Raw genomic sequence first — 17,309 nt, forward strand, 5'->3', positions numbered from 1 at the left:
TCCAGGATGCTCCGTGGCGGCCGGGGCCGCCACGCGCGCCCGTCGGGCTCCGCTGCCTTCTCAGGGTTCTTCGGAGTGGGGCCCGGTGCCGCTCGCGGGCCTGCTGGTGGCCAGCCAGGACCGGGCCGCTTCGGCGGCGCGGGCGGTGTCGACGGTGAGGTGGAGGCGGGTGCCCCCGCCGGGGGCGGGGTAGCTGCGCTGCTCGCCGCCGGCGAAGCAGTGACGCAGGACATCGGCCACCCTCCGGGCGGCGTCCGGGGTGGCGGAGACGATCCGGACTTCGGCGTGCCCCGGTGGCGGCAGGGTTTCTGCTACTGGCTCGTTGCGGTCCAAGACGGCACCGTCCTTTCCGGCCGGAAGCCCGCCCGAACGACCGGAGCGGGCGCGCCTCCGTACGTCCACGGTACGTCCGAAGCCGCTGGTGCAGGTTTGTTCGAGAGCGCGGAGCGGCGCTTCCGCGCGGCCTCCCGGAGTACGGTAAAAAAACGGGACCGTCGTCCCGCCCGCCGGCCCGGCGTCCGCCGTGACCCCGGTCGGGGCGGCAGCGGCACCACCCGTGGACGGACGGATCGATCATGACCGACGCAGGCATCTCCCCCCACCGTGCCGCCACGCCGCCACGGCTCCTGCCGGACGAGGTCCACCGGGCCGTGGGGCCGGGCACCGCGCTGCTCCGGCTGGAGACGACGGCGACCCGGCAGAGCCTCCTGGACGGCGCCTGGTGGCCGCGCTCGCGTGACGTCGAGCGGGAGCTCCCGCCGCTGATCACCGCCCTGACCGAGCACCTCGGCCCCATCACCCGGGCCGGCCTGGACGACTCCGCCTGGGACGGCGTCCCGACCCGCCTGGTCGTCGACGACCAGGTCGTGCACCTCGATTCCTTCCCCGTCGGCGACGACACCGTCCTGATCACCCGCGGCGACAACGACCACTTCTCCCTCATGGTCGTCCCGCCGGCCACCACGCCCGAGGCCGCCCGCGTGGCCATGGCCCGTGCCGTCCACGCCGACAACGTCACCCAGGCCGCCGAGATCCTCCTCGCGGAACTCCCCCGTCCCGGGGCCCCGTCGGCCGGCACCACCCGGGACGACGACGAAGGCCCAGGTCACTGACCTGGGCCTTCTCTCACGAGCGGATGACGGGAGTCGAATCCGCTCCATGAGCGTGGGAATCACCCGGTGCTCGGGTCTGCATGTGGATTCCGAGCGGGGCGAGCGTTCGGCCAGGGCCGAGCGGGCGGTGGCTCCGGCGCGGAAAGGAAGGCCGAGGCCGCGGTGTGCGTCCCCCGGTCGGTCTTCGGGCAGTACCGACCTCCAATGACCGGGGCCCGTTCGCCGTACAGGCGCGGCCCGACGTCCCGTCAGGGTTCCAGGGCCGCGGGCGGGTGCTACCGGGGGAGCGGCACGGAGGGGAAGTCGAGCTCGGTGCGGCCGACGGAATTGAAGTAGTTGGTGAATATGTTGAGGGCGACCGCGCCGATGATCTCGCCGATCTCGCCGTCGCCGTAGCCCGCGGTGCGGACGGCCTCGATGTCGGCGTCGGTGACGAAGCCCTTGTGGCGGACGACGGCGCGGGCGAACCGCAGGGCGGCGGCGACCTTGGGGTCGGCTGCCTCGGCGTGACCTCCGGCAGCGAGGTCCGCGGTGCTGACACCCGCCTTGGCGCCGAGGACGTGATGGGCCGCGTAGCAGTACTCGCAGGAGTTCTCCACGGCGGTGACGAGGGCGATCTGCTCACGGACCGCGGCGGAGAGGTGCCCCTTGGCCAGGGCACCGCCGAAGGAGAGGTACGCGTCCAGAACGGCCGGCGAGGAGGCCATCGCCCGCATCATGTTGGGCGTGGCGCCCAGGGCGCGCTCGACCCGGTCGAGCTGGGCCTTGGCGGCGGGGGTGGCGGTGTCCGGGTCGACGGTGGCCAGGCGAGACATGGGCATGCTCCTTCGGGCGGCGGCCAGGTCCGACCGCACGTCAATTTGTTGGCAGTGCCAAGAATTGTTGGCGCTGCCAAATATAGTTGGCTCTGCCTAGAATGCAAGCCGGAGTTGAGGGCGGTTCGGCTCGGTGTTCGGCCCGATGGTCATGAAGGAGATTCGTCGTGGGTGGTATGCCCGGGCTGTCCCCCAGCGAGCAACTGCTCATCGGGCTCAGCCGACTTGGCCAGGCGGTCCGGTTGAGTGCATGGCACAACGCGGGGCCGACGAAGCTCACCCCGCTGCAGTCCGACATCCTGCTGTTCCTGGACGGTGACCGTCGGCCCCGCAGGCAAGGCGAGATCGTCACGGCGCTGGCCTCCACCGCGCCGACCGTCAGCGACGCCGTGCGCGCCCTGGCGGGAAAGGACCTGGTCGACCGTCAGCGCGATCCCGCCGACTCACGTGCCGTCACCCTTGTCCTGACCGAGGCCGGACGGACCGAGGCCGCTCGGCTCGCCACCATCCCCGAGCCGCTGCGCGCGGCGCTCGACGGGCTCGGCGAGGAGGATGTTGCCGCAATGCTGCGCGGAACGACCAGCATGATCCGGATCCTCCAGCAGTGGCACGCGATCCCGGTCTCCCGCACCTGCGTCACCTGCCGGTTCTATCGTCCCGACGCCCACCCCGGCGATCTCCGGCATCCGCACCACTGCGCCTTCGTGGACGCCGCGTTCGGGGACGTCGACCTCCGGCTCGACTGCCCCGACCATCAAACGGCCGACGACTGACCTGATCCCTGGACGCGCACTCCGCCCAGGAGGCGGGCGGAGAAGTCGTGGACGGTGCCCTTGAGGTGGGTGCCGGTGTCCTGGTTGAGTTCGGTCGGGGCGCATCGGGCAGAGAGGCTGGCGGGAAGCGGCCGAAGCGGGTGGAGTTCATGCCCGGCGGGTGCCAGGTCCTCGTCTCACAGAGCTGGTCGAGGGGCTGGCCGGGGAGGTGTTCGGCGAGGTGGTCGAGGATGAGGGCGGCCCGGTCGGTGTACTCGACGGCTTCGCCGGGCGGGCGGTTGAGGGCTTCGTGCAGGACTCCGCGGCGAATGCCGGCGGGATCGGTGCCGTAGAGGTTCTTCAGCTGGGCTCGGAGGGGGGAGCCCGGCGGTGTGGCTCAGGAGCTGGCAGGCGGTCACGGCCCTGCTGCTCGAACCGCATGGCGCATCCTCCTGGAAGACCCGGCCAAGATCGTCTCCCAGATTTCTCCCAAACGATCTGCAAAACCACTCAGGGGCCTGATCCGATTTCTCGGATCAGGCCCCTGACCTGGTCTCACGGCTGTCGGGGTGGCGGGATTTGAACCCACGACCTCTTCGTCCCGAATGAGGTTCGGTTGCTGATCTGGCCTGCGTGGATGCTGTTTTCCCTGATCAGACGGTTGGGATGCCTTGGTCTCGGGTGTTCTCGAAGGGGCTCGGGGAGCGGGTTGGCTCCCAGATGGCTCCCAAGGTGCCTGCCGCTTGCATGGTGCACATGGATGGGTAGGCGTCGTGGTCAGCCAGTGGCTCTACGTGCCGTCCGCGACTCGGCGTCGAAGACTGTCGATGTAGTCCGGGCGCAGGATGCGTCGGGATCGCGGCCGCTTCCCTGCGTTGATGTCTTCCACGTACTTGGCGAGACGCTCGGGATTCTTCCCCGACCAGCCATGCGCCAGCGCCCACCCTTGCATGGCTTCACCGTCCATCTGGATGCCGGCGTCGTGCAGGGCAAGGAGGCTGCTCACGACCATGTCCTTCTCGTGACCTGCCGAGATGGTGTTGTTGTGATTGACCGTCAACGTGAGGCCCTTCAGCGCCTCGACGACGACTGGATCAATCTCGGGCGTCAGCTCCTCCCACGCCGAGCCATCGCCCAGGATGGACGGCTTCATGGCTGTCACCCACGGCCTGATCCCGTCCTCGTTCCAGGTGATGACGCAGAGCGCCCGGATTCGGCGGCCGCCGAATTGCACCAGCTTCCCGATGTCTGTCATGTCCGGCCAGGCCATCAGCACGGGACCGGTTCCACGGATGAACCCGCCGCCTCTGCCGGTGACGTGTTCGACGTTGGAGTGTCGATCGACGAGTTGCTCCAACTCGGAGCAGTTGCTCAGATTGGACTTGAGACTGGTCCATACGGTGAGCGTGTCGCCGTCCTCCATGCGCTCGCAGCACCAGTCGATGGCCGCGCCCACACCCTCAGCGTCGTAACTGGCGACAGCACACGGGTAGCTCACGTCGCGATCGAACATTCCTGCTCCCTGTTCTCGGGTCGGACAGGGAGAACGCTATGCGTAGGCACTGACAGATGCAGTACGTGCGATCCTCAGATTCCTGGAGGCTGGCTCTGCGACGCTCACGGTCCGGGTAGGAGAAGGAGCTGTGTGGCTCCGCTTCGGCTGCTTCCTCGTGCGGCCGGCGCATCTCGTCGACTATTCCTCAACGAGTCGTGGCGAGATGATCGCGGTGTGTCATGGCCGGGTCGTGCTGACTTATCACCTGCCCGTTTCGACGTGTGGGCAGAGTCGGCGCTGCTGGTAGCCGCCGAGTACGTCCTTGCCGACCGCGACCCAGAACCGCTTCGATTCCCTGAGGTGGCCGCCGAGAGTGTGCCAGGACAGGCCAGGGTACTCGCAACGCAGCGCGGCCAGGCCAGCAATCCCGAGTCCGCACCGTTGGTATTGCGGCAGGGTGTACGGCTGCTCGACCCAGCCGATGCGACAGCGCTGACAGATCCGGTAGTCGACGGCGAACGCAAACTCGCCTTGAAGATTGGCCGCTCGTTGGCGCCAGCCCATTCGTTCGGGCGAGACGGTGTCCTGCCACGGTGAATCCAGTTGGGGAACGTCCAGCCAGTCGGGACGCCGCCCCAGCCTCCCACCGCTGACCCGTTGCAGTACCTCGCGCCAGAGAACTCGCCCGGACGCGCGACCGACTTCGTGGGCCTGGCCGGCGAGGTGTATGGCTGCTCGCCTGTCGTCATCTGTCGCCATGCCTCACATCCGTACCCGACGGCCGCGCGTTGCCAACGTCCTCAGGTGCCGCACTTACCCAGGGATGCCGAGGTCCTTCAGGTACGTGAGGCGGGCGTTTATCGCTGCGGAGAAGTGGCGCCAGTCGAGGCTCTCGACGAGTTCGATCGGCTTCGGGTTTTCGGCCGAGGACGTGACGTAGCACGCGGCGTCGTAGAGCTGCTCGGCCATGAGCCTCTCGCAGAAGATCCCGAACCGGTCCTGATATGACGTTCCGTGCCAGATCTCATCGGCGGGGAGGGCTCCCTTGGCCGTCTTGACCGGCCTCCGGGAGCCTTCGCCGTCCTGCATGATGAAGAAGTAGCCCAGCCAGGGCTTCTCCTTCGGGTAGAGCTCGGCGAGGGCGGCTCGACGCAGGTCTACGGCGCTGCCCAGTGCCTCTTCGACCCTGTTGTTGTAGTTGTTGCCGTACGACGGCCCGCCCAGCGCCTTCAGCTCGAACGCAGCCACGAGGACGTTGTCGTGGACGACCACGAGGTCCCACTGCTTCTGCGGCCGGTAGTAACCGGGCAGTTCAAGGCCCTGTGACTTGGTGACGCGGATGCTCGAAGCGGGGTAGCCGGCGTCCAGGAAGAACTTCGCCAAGAGGGTCGCGATGACGTCGAAGTGCTTGCCGCCTCGGACGGAGCCGGCGGTGCCGGCCCCTACCGCGTCCCGGATGGCGGATTGCTCGTTCTGCAGTTGCTTGGCGCCCCAGTACGCCGCGATGGCGTCTTCGAAGTCTTGGCGGGTGACCGTCAAGATCCGTTCCTCCTAGTCAGGCAGCTCGGCGAGCCCGTAGACACGCAAAGCGGCCTCGGTGGCGGCCTCCCTATCCCGCTTGTCGAAGGCTTCGGCGAGAGCGGCCTGGTCGCCTTCGCTGATCGTCGCCGGGTCCGGGACGCGGATCTTCCGGAGGTACTGGGCTTGGAAGCGGAGGGTTCCCCCGCGCATCTTGACCGCGTACGCCTCCACGAATGCCTCCGCGACCTTGGACAGCAGCAGGCCACCGAGTACGCGCATGTCCCAGACGTCCGAGACGATGAAGTACAGGTTGTGGTGAGGGTACAGGCCGCCTTCATCGAGGACCGGGTGGATCCTCAGCTTCATGTCCGGAAACAGCAGCTTCTGACGACGGGTGAGCTGGTGGTCGACCTTGTCGATGGTCTTGTACCAGCGCTGCGGCTGCTTGACGGCGACGTAGCGCTTGCGCAGGGCATCGCTGTGCTTCTCGAAGTAGGAAGCGAGGCGCGGAAACGCCTCGAGGTCGACCAGGTCGCCATTGGCCGTCCAGGGATTGACCAGGTGCGTGCCGTCCCAGTCGATCGTGCCGCTGGTGGTGTCGCGGACCATGGCCATAGGGAGCAGCCGGTCTTCCTCGACCAAGTCCTCGTCCTTGGTGAGGAAGATCTTGTCGGCGCCTGTGGCGATGCCGATCCCGACCTTCGTTCCCGTCTCGGTGTCTTCAAGGAGTCGGAAGCGCTCGGTGAGGTCCTCAAGGATCGCGAGCCTGGCCGGCGAAGCGGCCGGCCACGAGTCCTCCTCCGGGAACCAATGCGGCATGCGAGCGGCTTGGTGGGAAGGCGTGGCGACTGTTGGCGGCTCGCCCTCTAGGTACCAGGTGGCGAAGGCCCGTGCTTGCTCCGCTCCGAAGGTTCGGTTCGTGTCCGCGGCGACAGCTGCGCCCTGGGGCTTGTTCGAGATGAGGGTGATCGCGGGATAGGCCGAAACCTGATCGTCGAAGGCGTCGACGTCGTGCATCACGAGGGCGAGGTCCATGCTGAAGTGCTTGGTCACCAGCTCCCTGAGCCGTCGGCCGTACTGGTTCCGCATCCAGCGGTCGGCACAGATGAAGCCCAGCTGGCCGCCTTGGTTGAGGCTGCGCAGGGCCACTTCGTAGAAGCCGATGTAGATGTCGGCTCGGCCGCCCATCGTGGAGCAGGCCCGGCGGTAAGCAGCCATCCGGTCGTCGGGAACGTCTTCGAGCCGGATATACGGAGGGTTACCGACGACGTAGTCGGCGCGATGATCTGCGTCCGACTGTAGGAGGTAGTCGCCCCGCTTCACCCACGCCGCGGCGACCTCTCTCGCGTCCTTGGGGCCCCAGCCCTCTTCTTGCAGCGTTTCCGTGATCAGCGTCCGGCTCTGCTCCACGTTGCGATCCAGCAGGTCGAAGGCGCGGACCGCGTCGACCGCATCCGCGATGGGCCGCTGGTGCGCCCGGCATGACGCACTGATTCGGGATGCGATCACGGTCAAGAACGCGCCGGCACCGCAGGCCGGTTCCACGAGCCTCAGATCGCAGAGGTCCTTGTCTGCCGTGTAGCCGAGGAGGTCCAGGATGAGCTCGACAACCCAGGCACGCGTGAACACCTCACCGTGCTCCACAGCCTCCTGTAGAGACTCGGGAAGGGTGAGGTCGTCGGTAAAGAGCGCGATGGTTGCCACGTAAGGACAGTACCGCTCCTCCCTCCTCCTTCCGCATCTTCATCCACAGTGCGTAGTCGGATAGTCGCAGTACTCAGATGGTGGATCTGTCCGGCGTCGCGCCCGGAGTGGGATCGAATCCGTGCCGAGCGACTCGTGGTGGCGAGTTCGGCGAGTCGGCCGAGGCCGTACTCGTCACGGCACCCGCCATTGGCCGGTGTTGTTGGCGAAGCCGCTCTCCATTGTGAACTGAATCTTGGCGATCTTGGACTCGGCCGGCACCTTGAATGTGATGTACCCGAGTGCGGTGTCGCCGACTGGGATCGTCACGGTTCCGCCGAAGCCCGGACCGGCGATTGTCTCAGTGATCCAGGAGTTGAACCGCTGGCCTTGGTCGTCGATGAGCTTGGCGCTGTTGTCCGGTGCGTCGTTGTAGGTCTTGGAGCCGGTGTTGTGCAGCCGGAACTGCACAGCGACGTACCGCTCGCCCGCTTCCGGTCGCGTGTCCTTGCCAGCCGCCGGATCGACCACCTTCACAACCGTCACGGCGAGTTTCGCGTCATCGGTGAAGCCGGTGACGCTCAGCGTGTCACCGACTACGGCGACGGTAGGCGTGGGACCGGGTGGTGATGACGGTTGCTCGGCCGTCCTCGGCTGGGTGGGGTTGCTGCTCGCCGGAGCTTCCGTGACGGTTTGGCTGCCGCAAGCAGCAGCCCCCACGACGGCCAAGACCATGGTCAGCGCGAGCACCAGCAGACGAGGCATGTTCCCTCCGTGGACCTTCACGCCCCGCAGGGCGCCGTGCACCGGGGATACAGGCATGTTCTCCCGCGCGGCAGGTCACCGCATCTTCGGTACGGTGCAGGGCTTCAATGCATGACAGCCTGGTGGCTCCGCCGCGTGGAGCCAGGCGCACCTACGTCCGACCGCCCCGAGGCGCGCGTGAGCTGCGAGGACACGTCCTGACTGCGATCCTGGCTTGGGTGTTGTCTGCCCGTCGTGCACAGCCGGGGCGTACCCGCAGCTCAGCGGGCGGCGTGTCGCTCTACGACCGATACTTGATCGCGTGGACAGACCATCCATAGGTACGTCGACACGGCTCGGCAGCTGTGAGCCGGTCGTCATTCGGCCGTTCGCCGAGGGTGACTCCGTTGTGGGGTTGACCCGTCTACTTCACCGGGCCTACGCCGGTCATGCCGCCGAAGGCCGAGTCTTCTTTGCCTCGTATCAGTCGGTGCAGGACACGGCCTACAGGCTGGGCAGGGGTGAGTGCTGGCTCGCTGTTCGCGGTCCGGAGCTGGTGGGGTCGGTGACGGTGGCGGCTCCGTACCTCCTGCCTGAGGGGTATCCCGCTCCGGTGGGTGTGGGGTCGTTCTGGCAGCTGGCGGTGGATCCGCAATGCCGGGGCACGGGATTGGGGCAGCGACTGCTGGCTCTGGCGGAGGAACGTATCGCCGCGCTCGGGTCTTCACAGGCGGTGATCGATACGTCGGCCGAGGCGGTGGACCTGGTCGGCTGGTATCGCAGACGTGGCTACGCGCCGGTCGGGTCCTGGCGGTGGGGCGTGACGAACTACGAGAGCGTGGTGCTCCTGAAGGAGCTGACGCCCGGCCGACGCGGGCGTTGATGTGGATGGCCGGTGCCGTGCGCGGCGGCACCGGCCATCAGAGCGCTACGCGGCGAGGGCGCGGGTGGCGTCCTCGGCGGCGATCGTGAGGGCCTCGTCGAGGGCTTCGGTGCGGCGGCCGCCGGCGCTGGCGACCGCGCCCTTGCCGCCGGCTCCGCCGCCGACCGTACGGGCGGCCGGGATGAGGATGCGGCTGGCGTCGGTGCCGGTGTCGTGGAGGCAGCTGGTGACCGCGGCGGCCAGGAGGGCCTTGCCCTGGTGCTCGGTGCCGAGGACGACGACGGCGTGGCCGGCGCCGAGGAGGCTGGCGGTGTGCTGGGCGAGCGTGCGGAGCTCGTCCGGGCCGAGGCCGGTCACCTTCTCGGTGACGACGCGGCCACCGACAACCGTGCGGGCGGAGGCGGCGAGCTGCTGGGCGCGGTCTTGCAGCTTGGCCTCGCGGAGGCGGCCGAGTTCCTGCTCGGCGGCGGCGAGGGAGTTGAGGCGCTTGCGGAGGGCGTCGGGGGCGTCCTGGGGGCGGGTGCCGAGGAGGGCGGCGAGTTCTTCGAGGAGGCGGCGCTCGGTGTCGTAGTAGTCGAGGGCGTCGCGGCCGGTGAGGGCTTCGATGCGGCGGAGGTTGGAGCCGATGGAGGCTTCGCCGAGGATGCGGACGGGGCCGGCGTTGGAGCCGTGGCCGATGTGGGTTCCGCCGCACAGCTCGCGGGAGAAGTCGCCGATGTCGACGATGCGGACGTGGTCGCCGTACTTCTCCCCGAACAGGGCGGTCGCCCCGGCGGCCTCGGCCTCGGCGCGCGTGGCGTGCCAGACGCGTACCTCGGGGTCAGCGAGGAGGCTGTCGTTGACGAGGGTCTCGATGGCGGCGAGCTGGGGGCGGTCGACGGCGGAGAAGTGGGCGAAGTCGAAGCGGAGGCGACCCGCGTCGACGAGGGAGCCGTGCTGGCGGGCGTGGTCGCCGAGCGTGCGGCGGAGCATGGCGTGCAGGACGTGGGTGGCGGAGTGGGAGCGGGCGACGGCCTCGCGGCGGGCGCCGTTCACGAGGGCTTCGGCCTGCTCGCCGGTGCGGATCTCGCCTTCGGCGACACGCACGGTGTGGACGTGGAAGCCCTCCAGGCCGGGCTTGGTGTCCAGAACCTCAAGCAGGGCACCGCCGGAGGTGCGGATGGTGCCGGTGTCGCCGACCTGGCCGCCGGACTCGGCGTAGAACGGGCTGCGGTCCAGGACCAGTTCGAGGGTGCTGCCCTGGTCGGCGCCGGGCACGACGGTGCCCTCGGAGATGAGGCCGAGGACGGTGGCCTCAGCGTCGAGGCGGTCGTAACCGACGAAGTCGGTACGGCCGTGGCGGGCGGAGAGCTCGCGGTAGGCGTCCTGACGGCGCAGCGCCTCGGCGGTTTTGGCCTTGCCGCCGGCCTTGGCGCGTCGCTGCTGCTCAGCGAGCAGGTCGGCGAAGCCGTCCTCGTCGACGGTCAGGCCGGCGTCGCGGGCGGCTTCGACGGTCAGCTCGACGGGGAAGCCGAAGGTGTCGTGCAGCTCGAAGACGGTGTCCCCGGTCAGGGTGGTGGACCGGTTCTCGCGGCTGCGGGTGATGGCGGCGTTCAGGAGCCGGGTGCCTTGGGCGAGGGTGCGGGTGAAGGACTCCTCTTCGGCGGTGACGACCTGCTCGATGAGGGCGGCCTGGGCGGTCAGCTCGGGCCAGACGTCGCCGAGGTTGGCGATGACGCTGGCGGTCGCCGGGGCGAGGACAGCCTGGTCGATGCCGAGGAGGCGGGCGTGGCGGATCGCGCGGCGCATCAGGCGGCGCAGGACGTAGCCGCGGCCGTCCTTGGCGGGAAGGACTCCGTCGGCGATCAGGTAGGCGATGGAGCGGGCGTGCTCGGTGACGACTTGGAAGGAGATCTTCTCCTCGCCGCTGCCGGGGTAGTCGCGGCCGGCGAGTTCCTGGACGGTGGTGAGGGTGGGGCGGAGGAGGTCGGTGCCGCAGACGTTCTCGACGTCCTGGAGGATCGCGGCGAGCCGGTCGAGGCCGAGGCCGGTGTCGATGCTCTGCTGGGCGAGGTCGCCGAGGACCGGGAAGTCGCCCTTCTTGTCGCCCTCGCCGCGCTGGTACTGCATGAAGACGAGGTTCCAGATCTCCACGTACCGCTCGCCGTCGACGGCCGGTCCGCCTTCGCGGCCGAAGGCCGGCCCCCGGTCGTAGTTGACCTCCGAGCAGGGCCCGCAGGGGCCGGGGACGCCCATGGACCAGAAGTTGTCCTCCATGCCCAGGCGCTGGATGCGCTCGGCGGGGACGCCGATCTTGCGCCAGAGCTGCTCGGCCTCGTCGTCGTCCTGGTAGACGGTGATCCAGAGGCGGTCCTTCTCCAGGTTGTAGCCCTGGGTGAGGAGTTCCCAGGCGTAGGCGATGGCGTCGGCCTTGAAGTAGTCGCCGAAGGAGAAGTTGCCCATCATCTCGAAGAACGTGGCGTGCCGGTTCGTACGGCCGACGTTGTCGATGTCGGAGGTGCGGGCGCACTTCTGGATGGTGGTGGCGCGGGGGAAGTCCGGGGTGACCTCGCCGAGGAAGTACGGCTTGAACTGGTTCATGCCGGCATTGGCGAGCAGCAGCGTCGGGTCGGAGGGGATGAGCGGGCTGGACGGGACCTGGCGGTGGCCGCGCGAGGTGAAGAAGTCCAGGAAGGTGGAGCGGATCTGCGTCGAGCGCATGGTGGTGTGGCCCTCACGGAAGAGTCGTGGAGAGATGGGGGTCGATCACACGCCGAGCCGGGCCGAGAACAGGGACTGAGAGGTTCTCAGTTCTCCAGCTCGACGCAGATAGCTCGCGCCCCCACGGTGTAGACCATGACTCCAGATCCGTCGCTTGAGGTGGCGCAGCCGACACCGGACGCAACGGTCCGCTGCGACTGCGCCACCCAGCGTAGCGGGTCTCGAGTCAAGATCGCTTGGATTTATGCGCCCTGCTGCCTGGCGCCTGTCAGGGACAGCAGCGTTCCGGCGAGGTCGTCGGTGTGGGGAAGCACGACGGCGGCGCCGGCCCGGGTGAGCGCCGCCGGGTCGGAGAAGCCCCAACCGGAGCCGACCGGTGTCACGCCGGCCGCGCGGGCCGCGTGCATGTCGGACTCCATGTCGCCGACGAACACGGCGTCGCTGGGTGACACGCCGAGCTTGTCGAGGGCGAGCAGGAGGCCGTCCGGCGCGGGCTTCGGCGCCGCGTCCTCGTAGCAGACGACGATGTCGATCAGGGCGAGGATGCCGGGCGGCATAAGCCAGTTGACCCGCTGGCGGTTTCGCAGGGTCACGATGCCGGTAGCGACGTCGGCGGCGCGCAGCGCGGCGAGCGTGTCGGTCACGAACGGGAACACCTCGGCGGTGAGGGTGGCGGTGGCCGTCGCCGCGTCCCAGCTCTCCTGGTTGATCGTTCCGGAGTAGCCGAGTTCGGCGAGGACGTGCTCGCGCGGGGTGGTCGCGGCCCCGGCCGGCAGGTCGGCGACGGTGATGCGTCTACCGAGGGCAGAGGTCGCGAAGCCCGCCAGGGTGGCGAGTTGGGCGTGGCGGCTGTCGACGAGGACGCCGTCGAGGTCGAACAGCAATGCCTGCTTCACGACGGATCACCCGTCTGAGACACGACCAGGTCATCCTCGGTGAGCAGGGAGTGGAGGGTGATGTTGTGCTCGGTCAGCAGAGTTCTGCCGCCCAGCGGGCGCTCAAGTACGCACAGCGCGTCGCTGACCGGTGCGCCGGCGATCCGCAGGATGCGGGCCATGGCGAGCAGTTGTCCGCCGGAACGGACCACGTCATCGACGAGGACGGTCCGGTGGCCGTTGAAGGCAGCGCCTTCGATCTGTCGGCGGGAGCCGTATCCCTTGGGACGGCGGCGCATGAAGACGGCTGGCAGGCCGGTGGCGGCGGAGAGGGCGACGACGAGGGGGACGCCGCCGAGTTCGATGCCGGCGAGGAGCTGGGCGTTGCTGGGGACGAGGGTGGCCATGGCGGTGGCGGTGTCGCGCAGGAGCTCGGGATCGGCGGCCAGGCGGTACTCGTCGAAGTAGTTGTCGAGCCTGGCGCCGTCGGCGAGGTGGAAGGGGGCTGTGACGAGGGCGGTTTCGGCGAGCCGGGCGGTGAGGTCGGGCAGCCGGGTGCTGGTGGTCATGCTCCTCCGATCGGTGCCGTGTCGAGCGTGTTGAGAGCGGTGAGGCGGTCGCGGAAGGCGTCGGCGGACTCGGCGGTGTGGAGGAAGCCGAGGGGCCGGGTCGGGGTCTCGTACAGCCACTTCTCCTCGCGTAGGAAGGTGAGCAGGCGCAGGGCGGTCGGCCCGGCGAGGAAGGTCGGTACAGGCCGGATGGTGGTCGCGTAGTAGACGGCGGCGGTCAGCTCGTGGAGGGTGCCGATGCCGCCGCCCATCGCGACGACGAGGTCGGCGTGGGCCAGGTAGTGGTTGAGCCGGGCGCCGACGTCGGGCAGGTGGACGGACGTGGTGGCGTGCGGGTTGAACGCTCCCCATTCGTCGTGCTTGTTGATCAGGGTCACTGCGGTGACCAGGGCTCCTTCGGACGCGACCCCGCGGGCGGCGGCCTCCATCAGGCCGTTGTAGCCGCCGTGCAGGAGGGAGTAGCCGGCCTCGGCCAGGGCCCGGCCGATCTCCTCGGCCAGCTTTTCCTCCTCGCCGGAGGCGGGACGGACCCCGCCGAAGAAGACGGCGGTCGGACCCTCGCGGGCCCGGTCGGAGGCCGGGCCCGCGAGGTGGAGTGCGTTCACATCAGCTCCAGGTAGGTGCGGTACGCGGCGATCGGGCTCTCCAGCCCGACCAGCGCCTCGGGGCAGGCCCGCTCGACCAGGGCGAGCGTCCGCTCGACGGCCGCGTTCACGTCGGCGGCGAGGGGGACAGCCGGTCCGCTGATCGCCGCCTCCAGGTCGCCGAGGCAGGCCCGGCCGATCGGGGTGACGGCGATCTCCTCGCGTAGCTGGTACCAGCCCCAGAACCGCGAGGTGGGGGACAAGGCCGTCTTGATCAGGTCCTTCGTCGCGGTGTGGAGGCGGTGCCACTCGGAGTAGGCGACGAACCGCTGGCCGCGCTTGATGCGCTTGTGCAGCAGTACGGCCAGCACCAGGTGCTCGATGAGGAGCTCGGTGCAGGTACGGGGCCGGGCGAGGAACTCGGCCGCGAACCGTTCGGCAGCCGCCGTTCCTTCGGCCGGGGCGATGGCCGGCTCGCGGTCGAGGAGTAACGCGGTGGCGACCGTCGCCCGTAGGCGTGGGATACGCGAGGCGGGCGCGAGGTAGAGGTCGATCTGGTGCAGATGCCCCTCGTCCGGGACGAGGAAGACCATGCCGACGCCGCCGAGGTCGGCGACGATCGTGTCGCGCCAACCGGGCAGCAGGGCGCCAGCCTCGATGGACATCAGGTCGTCCAGGGCTTCGGCGAACGAGGGCAGATCGGCGTCCTGGACACCGACGACGAAGTCGACGTCCGAGAGACGGTCGGCGGTGCCGCAGGCCAGCGACCCACGCACCATCAGGTGCGTGACCGCCGGCGAGGTGGCCAGGATGTCGGCGAGCCGGGACAGCAGCGGGAGCTGGGACGGGCGGTTGGCGAAGGTGAGTTCCGCCAGATGCAGGGTGGGCACGTGCGTCCTCCGATCGGATGTCGGCGAGTGGCCTGGGGGCGGTCAGGCCGTGAGGGCGAGGAGGCGGCGTTTGGCCGACGTCCAGCGCGTGGCGGCCTCCTCGTCGCCGAGCGAGGTGTGCAGCTCGGCGATCAGGTCGTAGACCGCGCCCTCGGGCAGGGCGTAGGTGTAGAAGAGCCGCAGCAGCATCCGCTCGGCCGCGTCGGTGTAGCCGAGGCCGGCCATGCCACGGGCGGCCTGGAGCCGCTCGGCGAGCACCGCTGCGTCGGCCGAGGGCAGCGGCTCGGCGGAGCCGGGGTGCAGCGTGGGCCGGCGGGCGAGGCGCCGATAGGCGTCGTCGGCGTACACGTCGGCGATCAGGTGGACCCGGTCCGGGCCCAGCAGGTTGCACACCCCGTGGGCGTACGTCGGCGTCAGCCGCCAGATCCGCCCGCCGGTCATGTGCACCTTGGCCCCGCCGGTGACCAGGAACGCCGACGTGTTGGTGTGCAGCGGAATGTGCAGCCGGTGCCGCTCGACCTGGTCGAGCTCGTCGTAGTCGCGGTGCTCCCACAGGAAGGTGTTGGCTTCCAGCCGGGCGAGCCGCACCCACATGTAGTTCAGGCCGAGTTCGGTCAGCAGGGCGGCGGTGGCCGGCATCTGCGCCAGCAGGTCGGTCGGCCGGGCGGCGCAGTCGCCGATCGTCACGTCGGCGGGGTCGCCGGACGCGTTCATAAGCGACGTCGTCCACCAGCCCCCGGACTGGTAGGCGCCGTACTCCGCCTTCCAGGGGGCCTGGGCCGTCAGGGCCTCGTGGCGCATCCGCTCCAGCTGAGCGGAGTCGACGGCATCGAGCTGGGCGATCTGCCCCGCAAGGGCGGTCAAGGTATCCATCGGTTCCCTCCCGTCGCCGGCCCGCCCATGAACGGGCCGACGGGCACGTGGTGCTGGATGGGGTGATCGGCCGGAGCGGCTGAGACAGCTCCCGATCTCACGCTCCGCCGCCGGAAGTGCACGTACGGCGAAGTGGCGTTCAGCATGGGGGCGGGCGGTGAGGCATGGATACGACGTCGCCGCCGTCATGGAACCGTCATCCCGGGATGGCCGGCGACCCGGTCGGTGACGGCCGTGCGTCATGACCACCGTCATGGCCGCCGTCATCTCGGTCGGGGAGCGACCGAACGGGTTTCCCGCCCATCCGACGCGGCTATCTTCGGGTGGAGACGAACGGGGACGGAGAGGATCTGCCGTGGCTGAAACTCCCACGCTCTTACGGGTCTTGACGCTCCGGCGGCACTGGCAGGTCTACGAGACCTTCCGCCTCCGGTTCGAAGCGACGGCGAGCTCGATCGCCGAGCACGAGAACGATCCGCGGCTCCGGGGCCTGTCGGTCTCGAAGCGGCAGTTCGAGCGCTGGTACGGCGGCGCGGTGAAAACCCGCCCCTACCCCGACCAGTGCCGGGTGCTGGAAGCGATGTTCGACGTCGGTGTCGATCTCCTTCTCGCTCCCGCACCGCAGGCCGCTTCATCGACCGCGTCCGCGGCCGGGCCCCCGCTCGTAGTCCCGCCGCCACGGCCGGCCCCTGTCCTTCTCCCCACCGAGCAGGCAGCGGCACTGCCTGTCGGCGGCCCGTTCAGCAGCGAGCCCCGCTTCGACGCGGGCACAACGGAATTGGAAAGGCAGGTCGCGATGGCGGCTCGTCGTGCGCTTCGGTTCACCGCGATGGCGGAGGGCAGCAGCATCGGCCCGGAGACCCTGGGCCAGATCCATGACGAAGTGCGGCGGCTTACCGTCGCGTACCCGAAGCTGGCGTTGCCGACCCTGCTCGGCGACCTGGTCGAGGTACAGGACCTCACCTTCCGGCTCCTGGAACACGGCCGGGTCAAGCCTCTGCAGGCCCGCGAGCTGTACCTGCTCGCCGGGATCACCTCCGGCATGCTCGCCAAGGCCAGCCACGACCTGGGCAACCCGAGCGCCGCGATGATGCAGGCCCGCACCGCCTTCGTGTGCGCCGACAACGCAGACCACCACGCCATGCGTGCCTGGGTCCGCTCCCTGCAATCGCTCATCTCCTATTGGGCCGGGCGCCCCGGGGAGGCTGCCGACTACGCCACCCTCGGCCAGGGCGTCACTGGCAACGTCCGTGGCACGACCAGCGTCTGGCTGGCCTGTCTCTCCGCCCGCGCCCACGCCCTGATCGGCGATGCCGACGCCACCCGCACCGCCATCCAGCAGGCTGAGGAAGCCCGCGCGGCCGTCGAACCCGACGACCTCGACGCCTTCGGCGGCATCATGACCTTCCCCGTACCCCGGCAGCTGTACTACGTCGCCGAGGCCACCGTGCACCTCGGCGACGACCCCGCGCTCGGCGAGAGCCGGTCGGAGGCCGCCGTCACCGCGTACCGCGATGCTTCCGAGGACGAGTGGGCCTTCGGCGACGAGGCCGGCGCGCAGACCGACCTCGCCCTCGCCCGCATCGCCCGTGGCGAGATCGAGGGCGCCATCGATGCCGTCCGCCCTGTGCTCGACCTCCCCATCGAGCAGCGGAACTTCGGCATCACCAGCAGCGCCCAGCGCGTCCACGCCGCTCTGCACGCCGACGGGCGCCGAAGTGGCGGCGCGGCGGCCGGTCTGCGCGAGGAGATCGAATCGTTCACCGCCGCCCCGACCTCCGTCCTCGTCCGATGAACCCGCAGGTAGGCTCCG

The 17,309-nt window shown here is 69.4% G+C and carries 17 protein-coding genes and 1 pseudogene; 4 read left to right on the forward strand and 14 right to left on the reverse strand.

The window, feature by feature from the left end:
- Nucleotides 1-60 precede the first annotated feature (60 nt).
- Nucleotides 61-333: a hypothetical protein gene (locus ACFW22_RS17715; RefSeq protein ID WP_386404892.1), complete on the reverse strand. Its 273-nt coding sequence runs from the start codon at nt 331-333 to the stop codon at nt 61-63.
- Between the two features lie 242 nt (nt 334-575).
- Between ACFW22_RS17715 and ACFW22_RS17720 the strand changes: the two genes are divergently transcribed.
- Nucleotides 576-1,112: a DUF5994 family protein gene (locus ACFW22_RS17720; protein ID WP_386404895.1), complete on the forward strand. Its 537-nt coding sequence runs from the start codon at nt 576-578 to the stop codon at nt 1,110-1,112.
- Nucleotides 1,113-1,387: 275 nt separating this feature from the next.
- On the opposite strand, the gene ACFW22_RS17725 is transcribed toward ACFW22_RS17720, so the two are convergent.
- Nucleotides 1,388-1,927, reverse strand: coding sequence for a carboxymuconolactone decarboxylase family protein (locus tag ACFW22_RS17725; protein WP_386404898.1), 540 nt, complete (start codon nt 1,925-1,927; stop codon nt 1,388-1,390).
- Nucleotides 1,928-2,103: 176 nt separating this feature from the next.
- Here ACFW22_RS17725 and ACFW22_RS17730 point away from each other — a divergent pair, with 176 nt between their 5' ends.
- The gene (locus tag ACFW22_RS17730; protein WP_386404994.1) at nt 2,104-2,700 is read left to right on the forward strand and encodes a MarR family winged helix-turn-helix transcriptional regulator; all 597 of its coding nucleotides are present in this window, start codon (nt 2,104-2,106) and stop codon (nt 2,698-2,700) included.
- A gap of 109 nt (nt 2,701-2,809) precedes the next feature.
- Here ACFW22_RS17730 and ACFW22_RS17735 read toward each other — a convergent pair.
- The 6 genes and pseudogenes from ACFW22_RS17735 to ACFW22_RS17760 all read right to left on the reverse strand — a co-directional run.
- Nucleotides 2,810-3,043 (reverse strand): annotated as a pseudogene (locus ACFW22_RS17735) (serine hydrolase); the annotation flags it as partial.
- 426 nt (nt 3,044-3,469) lie between these two features.
- A complete protein-coding gene (locus ACFW22_RS17740; protein WP_386404901.1) occupies nt 3,470-4,192 on the reverse strand; it encodes a hypothetical protein in 723 nt (240 codons plus the stop codon).
- A gap of 243 nt (nt 4,193-4,435) precedes the next feature.
- Complete coding sequence (locus ACFW22_RS17745) at nt 4,436-4,933, reverse strand: hypothetical protein (protein WP_386404904.1); 498 nt, start codon at nt 4,931-4,933, stop codon at nt 4,436-4,438.
- A 54-nt stretch (nt 4,934-4,987) separates the two neighbouring features.
- Nucleotides 4,988-5,713: a PaeR7I family type II restriction endonuclease gene (locus tag ACFW22_RS17750; RefSeq protein WP_071281049.1), complete on the reverse strand. Its 726-nt coding sequence runs from the start codon at nt 5,711-5,713 to the stop codon at nt 4,988-4,990.
- Nucleotides 5,714-5,725: 12 nt separating this feature from the next.
- Nucleotides 5,726-7,399: an Eco57I restriction-modification methylase domain-containing protein gene (locus ACFW22_RS17755; protein ID WP_386404908.1), complete on the reverse strand. Its 1,674-nt coding sequence runs from the start codon at nt 7,397-7,399 to the stop codon at nt 5,726-5,728.
- 174 nt (nt 7,400-7,573) lie between these two features.
- Complete coding sequence (locus ACFW22_RS17760) at nt 7,574-8,143, reverse strand: DUF4352 domain-containing protein (RefSeq protein ID WP_386404911.1); 570 nt, start codon at nt 8,141-8,143, stop codon at nt 7,574-7,576.
- A 301-nt stretch (nt 8,144-8,444) separates the two neighbouring features.
- Here ACFW22_RS17760 and ACFW22_RS17765 point away from each other — a divergent pair, with 301 nt between their 5' ends.
- Entirely contained in the window at nt 8,445-9,005 is a 561-nt protein-coding gene (locus tag ACFW22_RS17765; RefSeq protein WP_177204406.1) for a GNAT family N-acetyltransferase, read from the forward strand.
- Between the two features lie 45 nt (nt 9,006-9,050).
- On the opposite strand, the gene alaS is transcribed toward ACFW22_RS17765, so the two are convergent.
- The 6 genes from alaS to ACFW22_RS17795 all read right to left on the reverse strand — a co-directional run bounded on the left by alaS (nt 9,051) and on the right by ACFW22_RS17795 (nt 15,496).
- Nucleotides 9,051-11,705 carry an alanine--tRNA ligase gene (gene alaS / locus ACFW22_RS17770; RefSeq protein ID WP_386404915.1) on the reverse strand — a complete coding sequence of 885 codons (2,655 nt, stop codon included), beginning with the start codon at nt 11,703-11,705 and terminating at the stop codon, nt 9,051-9,053.
- A 242-nt stretch (nt 11,706-11,947) separates the two neighbouring features.
- Nucleotides 11,948-12,601: an HAD family hydrolase gene (locus ACFW22_RS17775; RefSeq protein WP_386404918.1), complete on the reverse strand. Its 654-nt coding sequence runs from the start codon at nt 12,599-12,601 to the stop codon at nt 11,948-11,950.
- Nucleotides 12,598-13,149 carry an orotate phosphoribosyltransferase gene (locus ACFW22_RS17780; RefSeq protein WP_386404921.1) on the reverse strand — a complete coding sequence of 184 codons (552 nt, stop codon included), beginning with the start codon at nt 13,147-13,149 and terminating at the stop codon, nt 12,598-12,600. Before ACFW22_RS17780 ends, ACFW22_RS17775 begins: the two co-directional genes overlap by 4 nt.
- Entirely contained in the window at nt 13,146-13,754 is a 609-nt protein-coding gene (locus ACFW22_RS17785) for an LOG family protein (protein ID WP_386404924.1), read from the reverse strand. The genes ACFW22_RS17780 and ACFW22_RS17785 overlap by 4 nt, the downstream gene beginning before the upstream one ends.
- Entirely contained in the window at nt 13,751-14,623 is an 873-nt protein-coding gene (locus ACFW22_RS17790) for a hypothetical protein (RefSeq protein ID WP_386404927.1), read from the reverse strand. The genes ACFW22_RS17785 and ACFW22_RS17790 overlap by 4 nt, the downstream gene beginning before the upstream one ends.
- A 42-nt stretch (nt 14,624-14,665) precedes the next feature.
- Nucleotides 14,666-15,496: an aspartyl/asparaginyl beta-hydroxylase domain-containing protein gene (locus ACFW22_RS17795; protein WP_386404930.1), complete on the reverse strand. Its 831-nt coding sequence runs from the start codon at nt 15,494-15,496 to the stop codon at nt 14,666-14,668.
- A gap of 355 nt (nt 15,497-15,851) precedes the next feature.
- Between ACFW22_RS17795 and ACFW22_RS17800 the strand changes: the two genes are divergently transcribed.
- Nucleotides 15,852-17,291: a hypothetical protein gene (locus tag ACFW22_RS17800; RefSeq protein WP_386404933.1), complete on the forward strand. Its 1,440-nt coding sequence runs from the start codon at nt 15,852-15,854 to the stop codon at nt 17,289-17,291.
- Nucleotides 17,292-17,309: the final 18 nt, after the last annotated feature.

The sequence above is a fragment of the Streptomyces sp. NPDC058872 genome (assembly GCF_042743065.1).
Taxonomy (GTDB): Bacteria; Actinomycetota; Actinomycetes; order Streptomycetales; family Streptomycetaceae; genus Streptomyces.

Coding starts and splice junctions, on each gene's coding strand:
- ACFW22_RS17740 (WP_386404901.1), bottom strand. CDS start 4,192: ATGTTCGATCGCGACGTGAGCTACCCGTGTGCTGTCGCCAGTTACGAC.
- ACFW22_RS17720 (WP_386404895.1), top strand. CDS start 576: ATGACCGACGCAGGCATCTCCCCCCACCGTGCCGCCACGCCGCCACGG.
- ACFW22_RS17730 (WP_386404994.1), top strand. CDS start 2,104: ATGCCCGGGCTGTCCCCCAGCGAGCAACTGCTCATCGGGCTCAGCCGA.
- ACFW22_RS17795 (WP_386404930.1), bottom strand. CDS start 15,496: ATGGATACCTTGACCGCCCTTGCGGGGCAGATCGCCCAGCTCGATGCC.
- ACFW22_RS17745 (WP_386404904.1), bottom strand. CDS start 4,933: ATGGCGACAGATGACGACAGGCGAGCAGCCATACACCTCGCCGGCCAG.
- ACFW22_RS17780 (WP_386404921.1), bottom strand. CDS start 13,149: ATGACCACCAGCACCCGGCTGCCCGACCTCACCGCCCGGCTCGCCGAA.
- alaS (WP_386404915.1), bottom strand. CDS start 11,705: ATGCGCTCGACGCAGATCCGCTCCACCTTCCTGGACTTCTTCACCTCG.
- ACFW22_RS17760 (WP_386404911.1), bottom strand. CDS start 8,143: ATGCCTCGTCTGCTGGTGCTCGCGCTGACCATGGTCTTGGCCGTCGTG.
- ACFW22_RS17725 (WP_386404898.1), bottom strand. CDS start 1,927: ATGTCTCGCCTGGCCACCGTCGACCCGGACACCGCCACCCCCGCCGCC.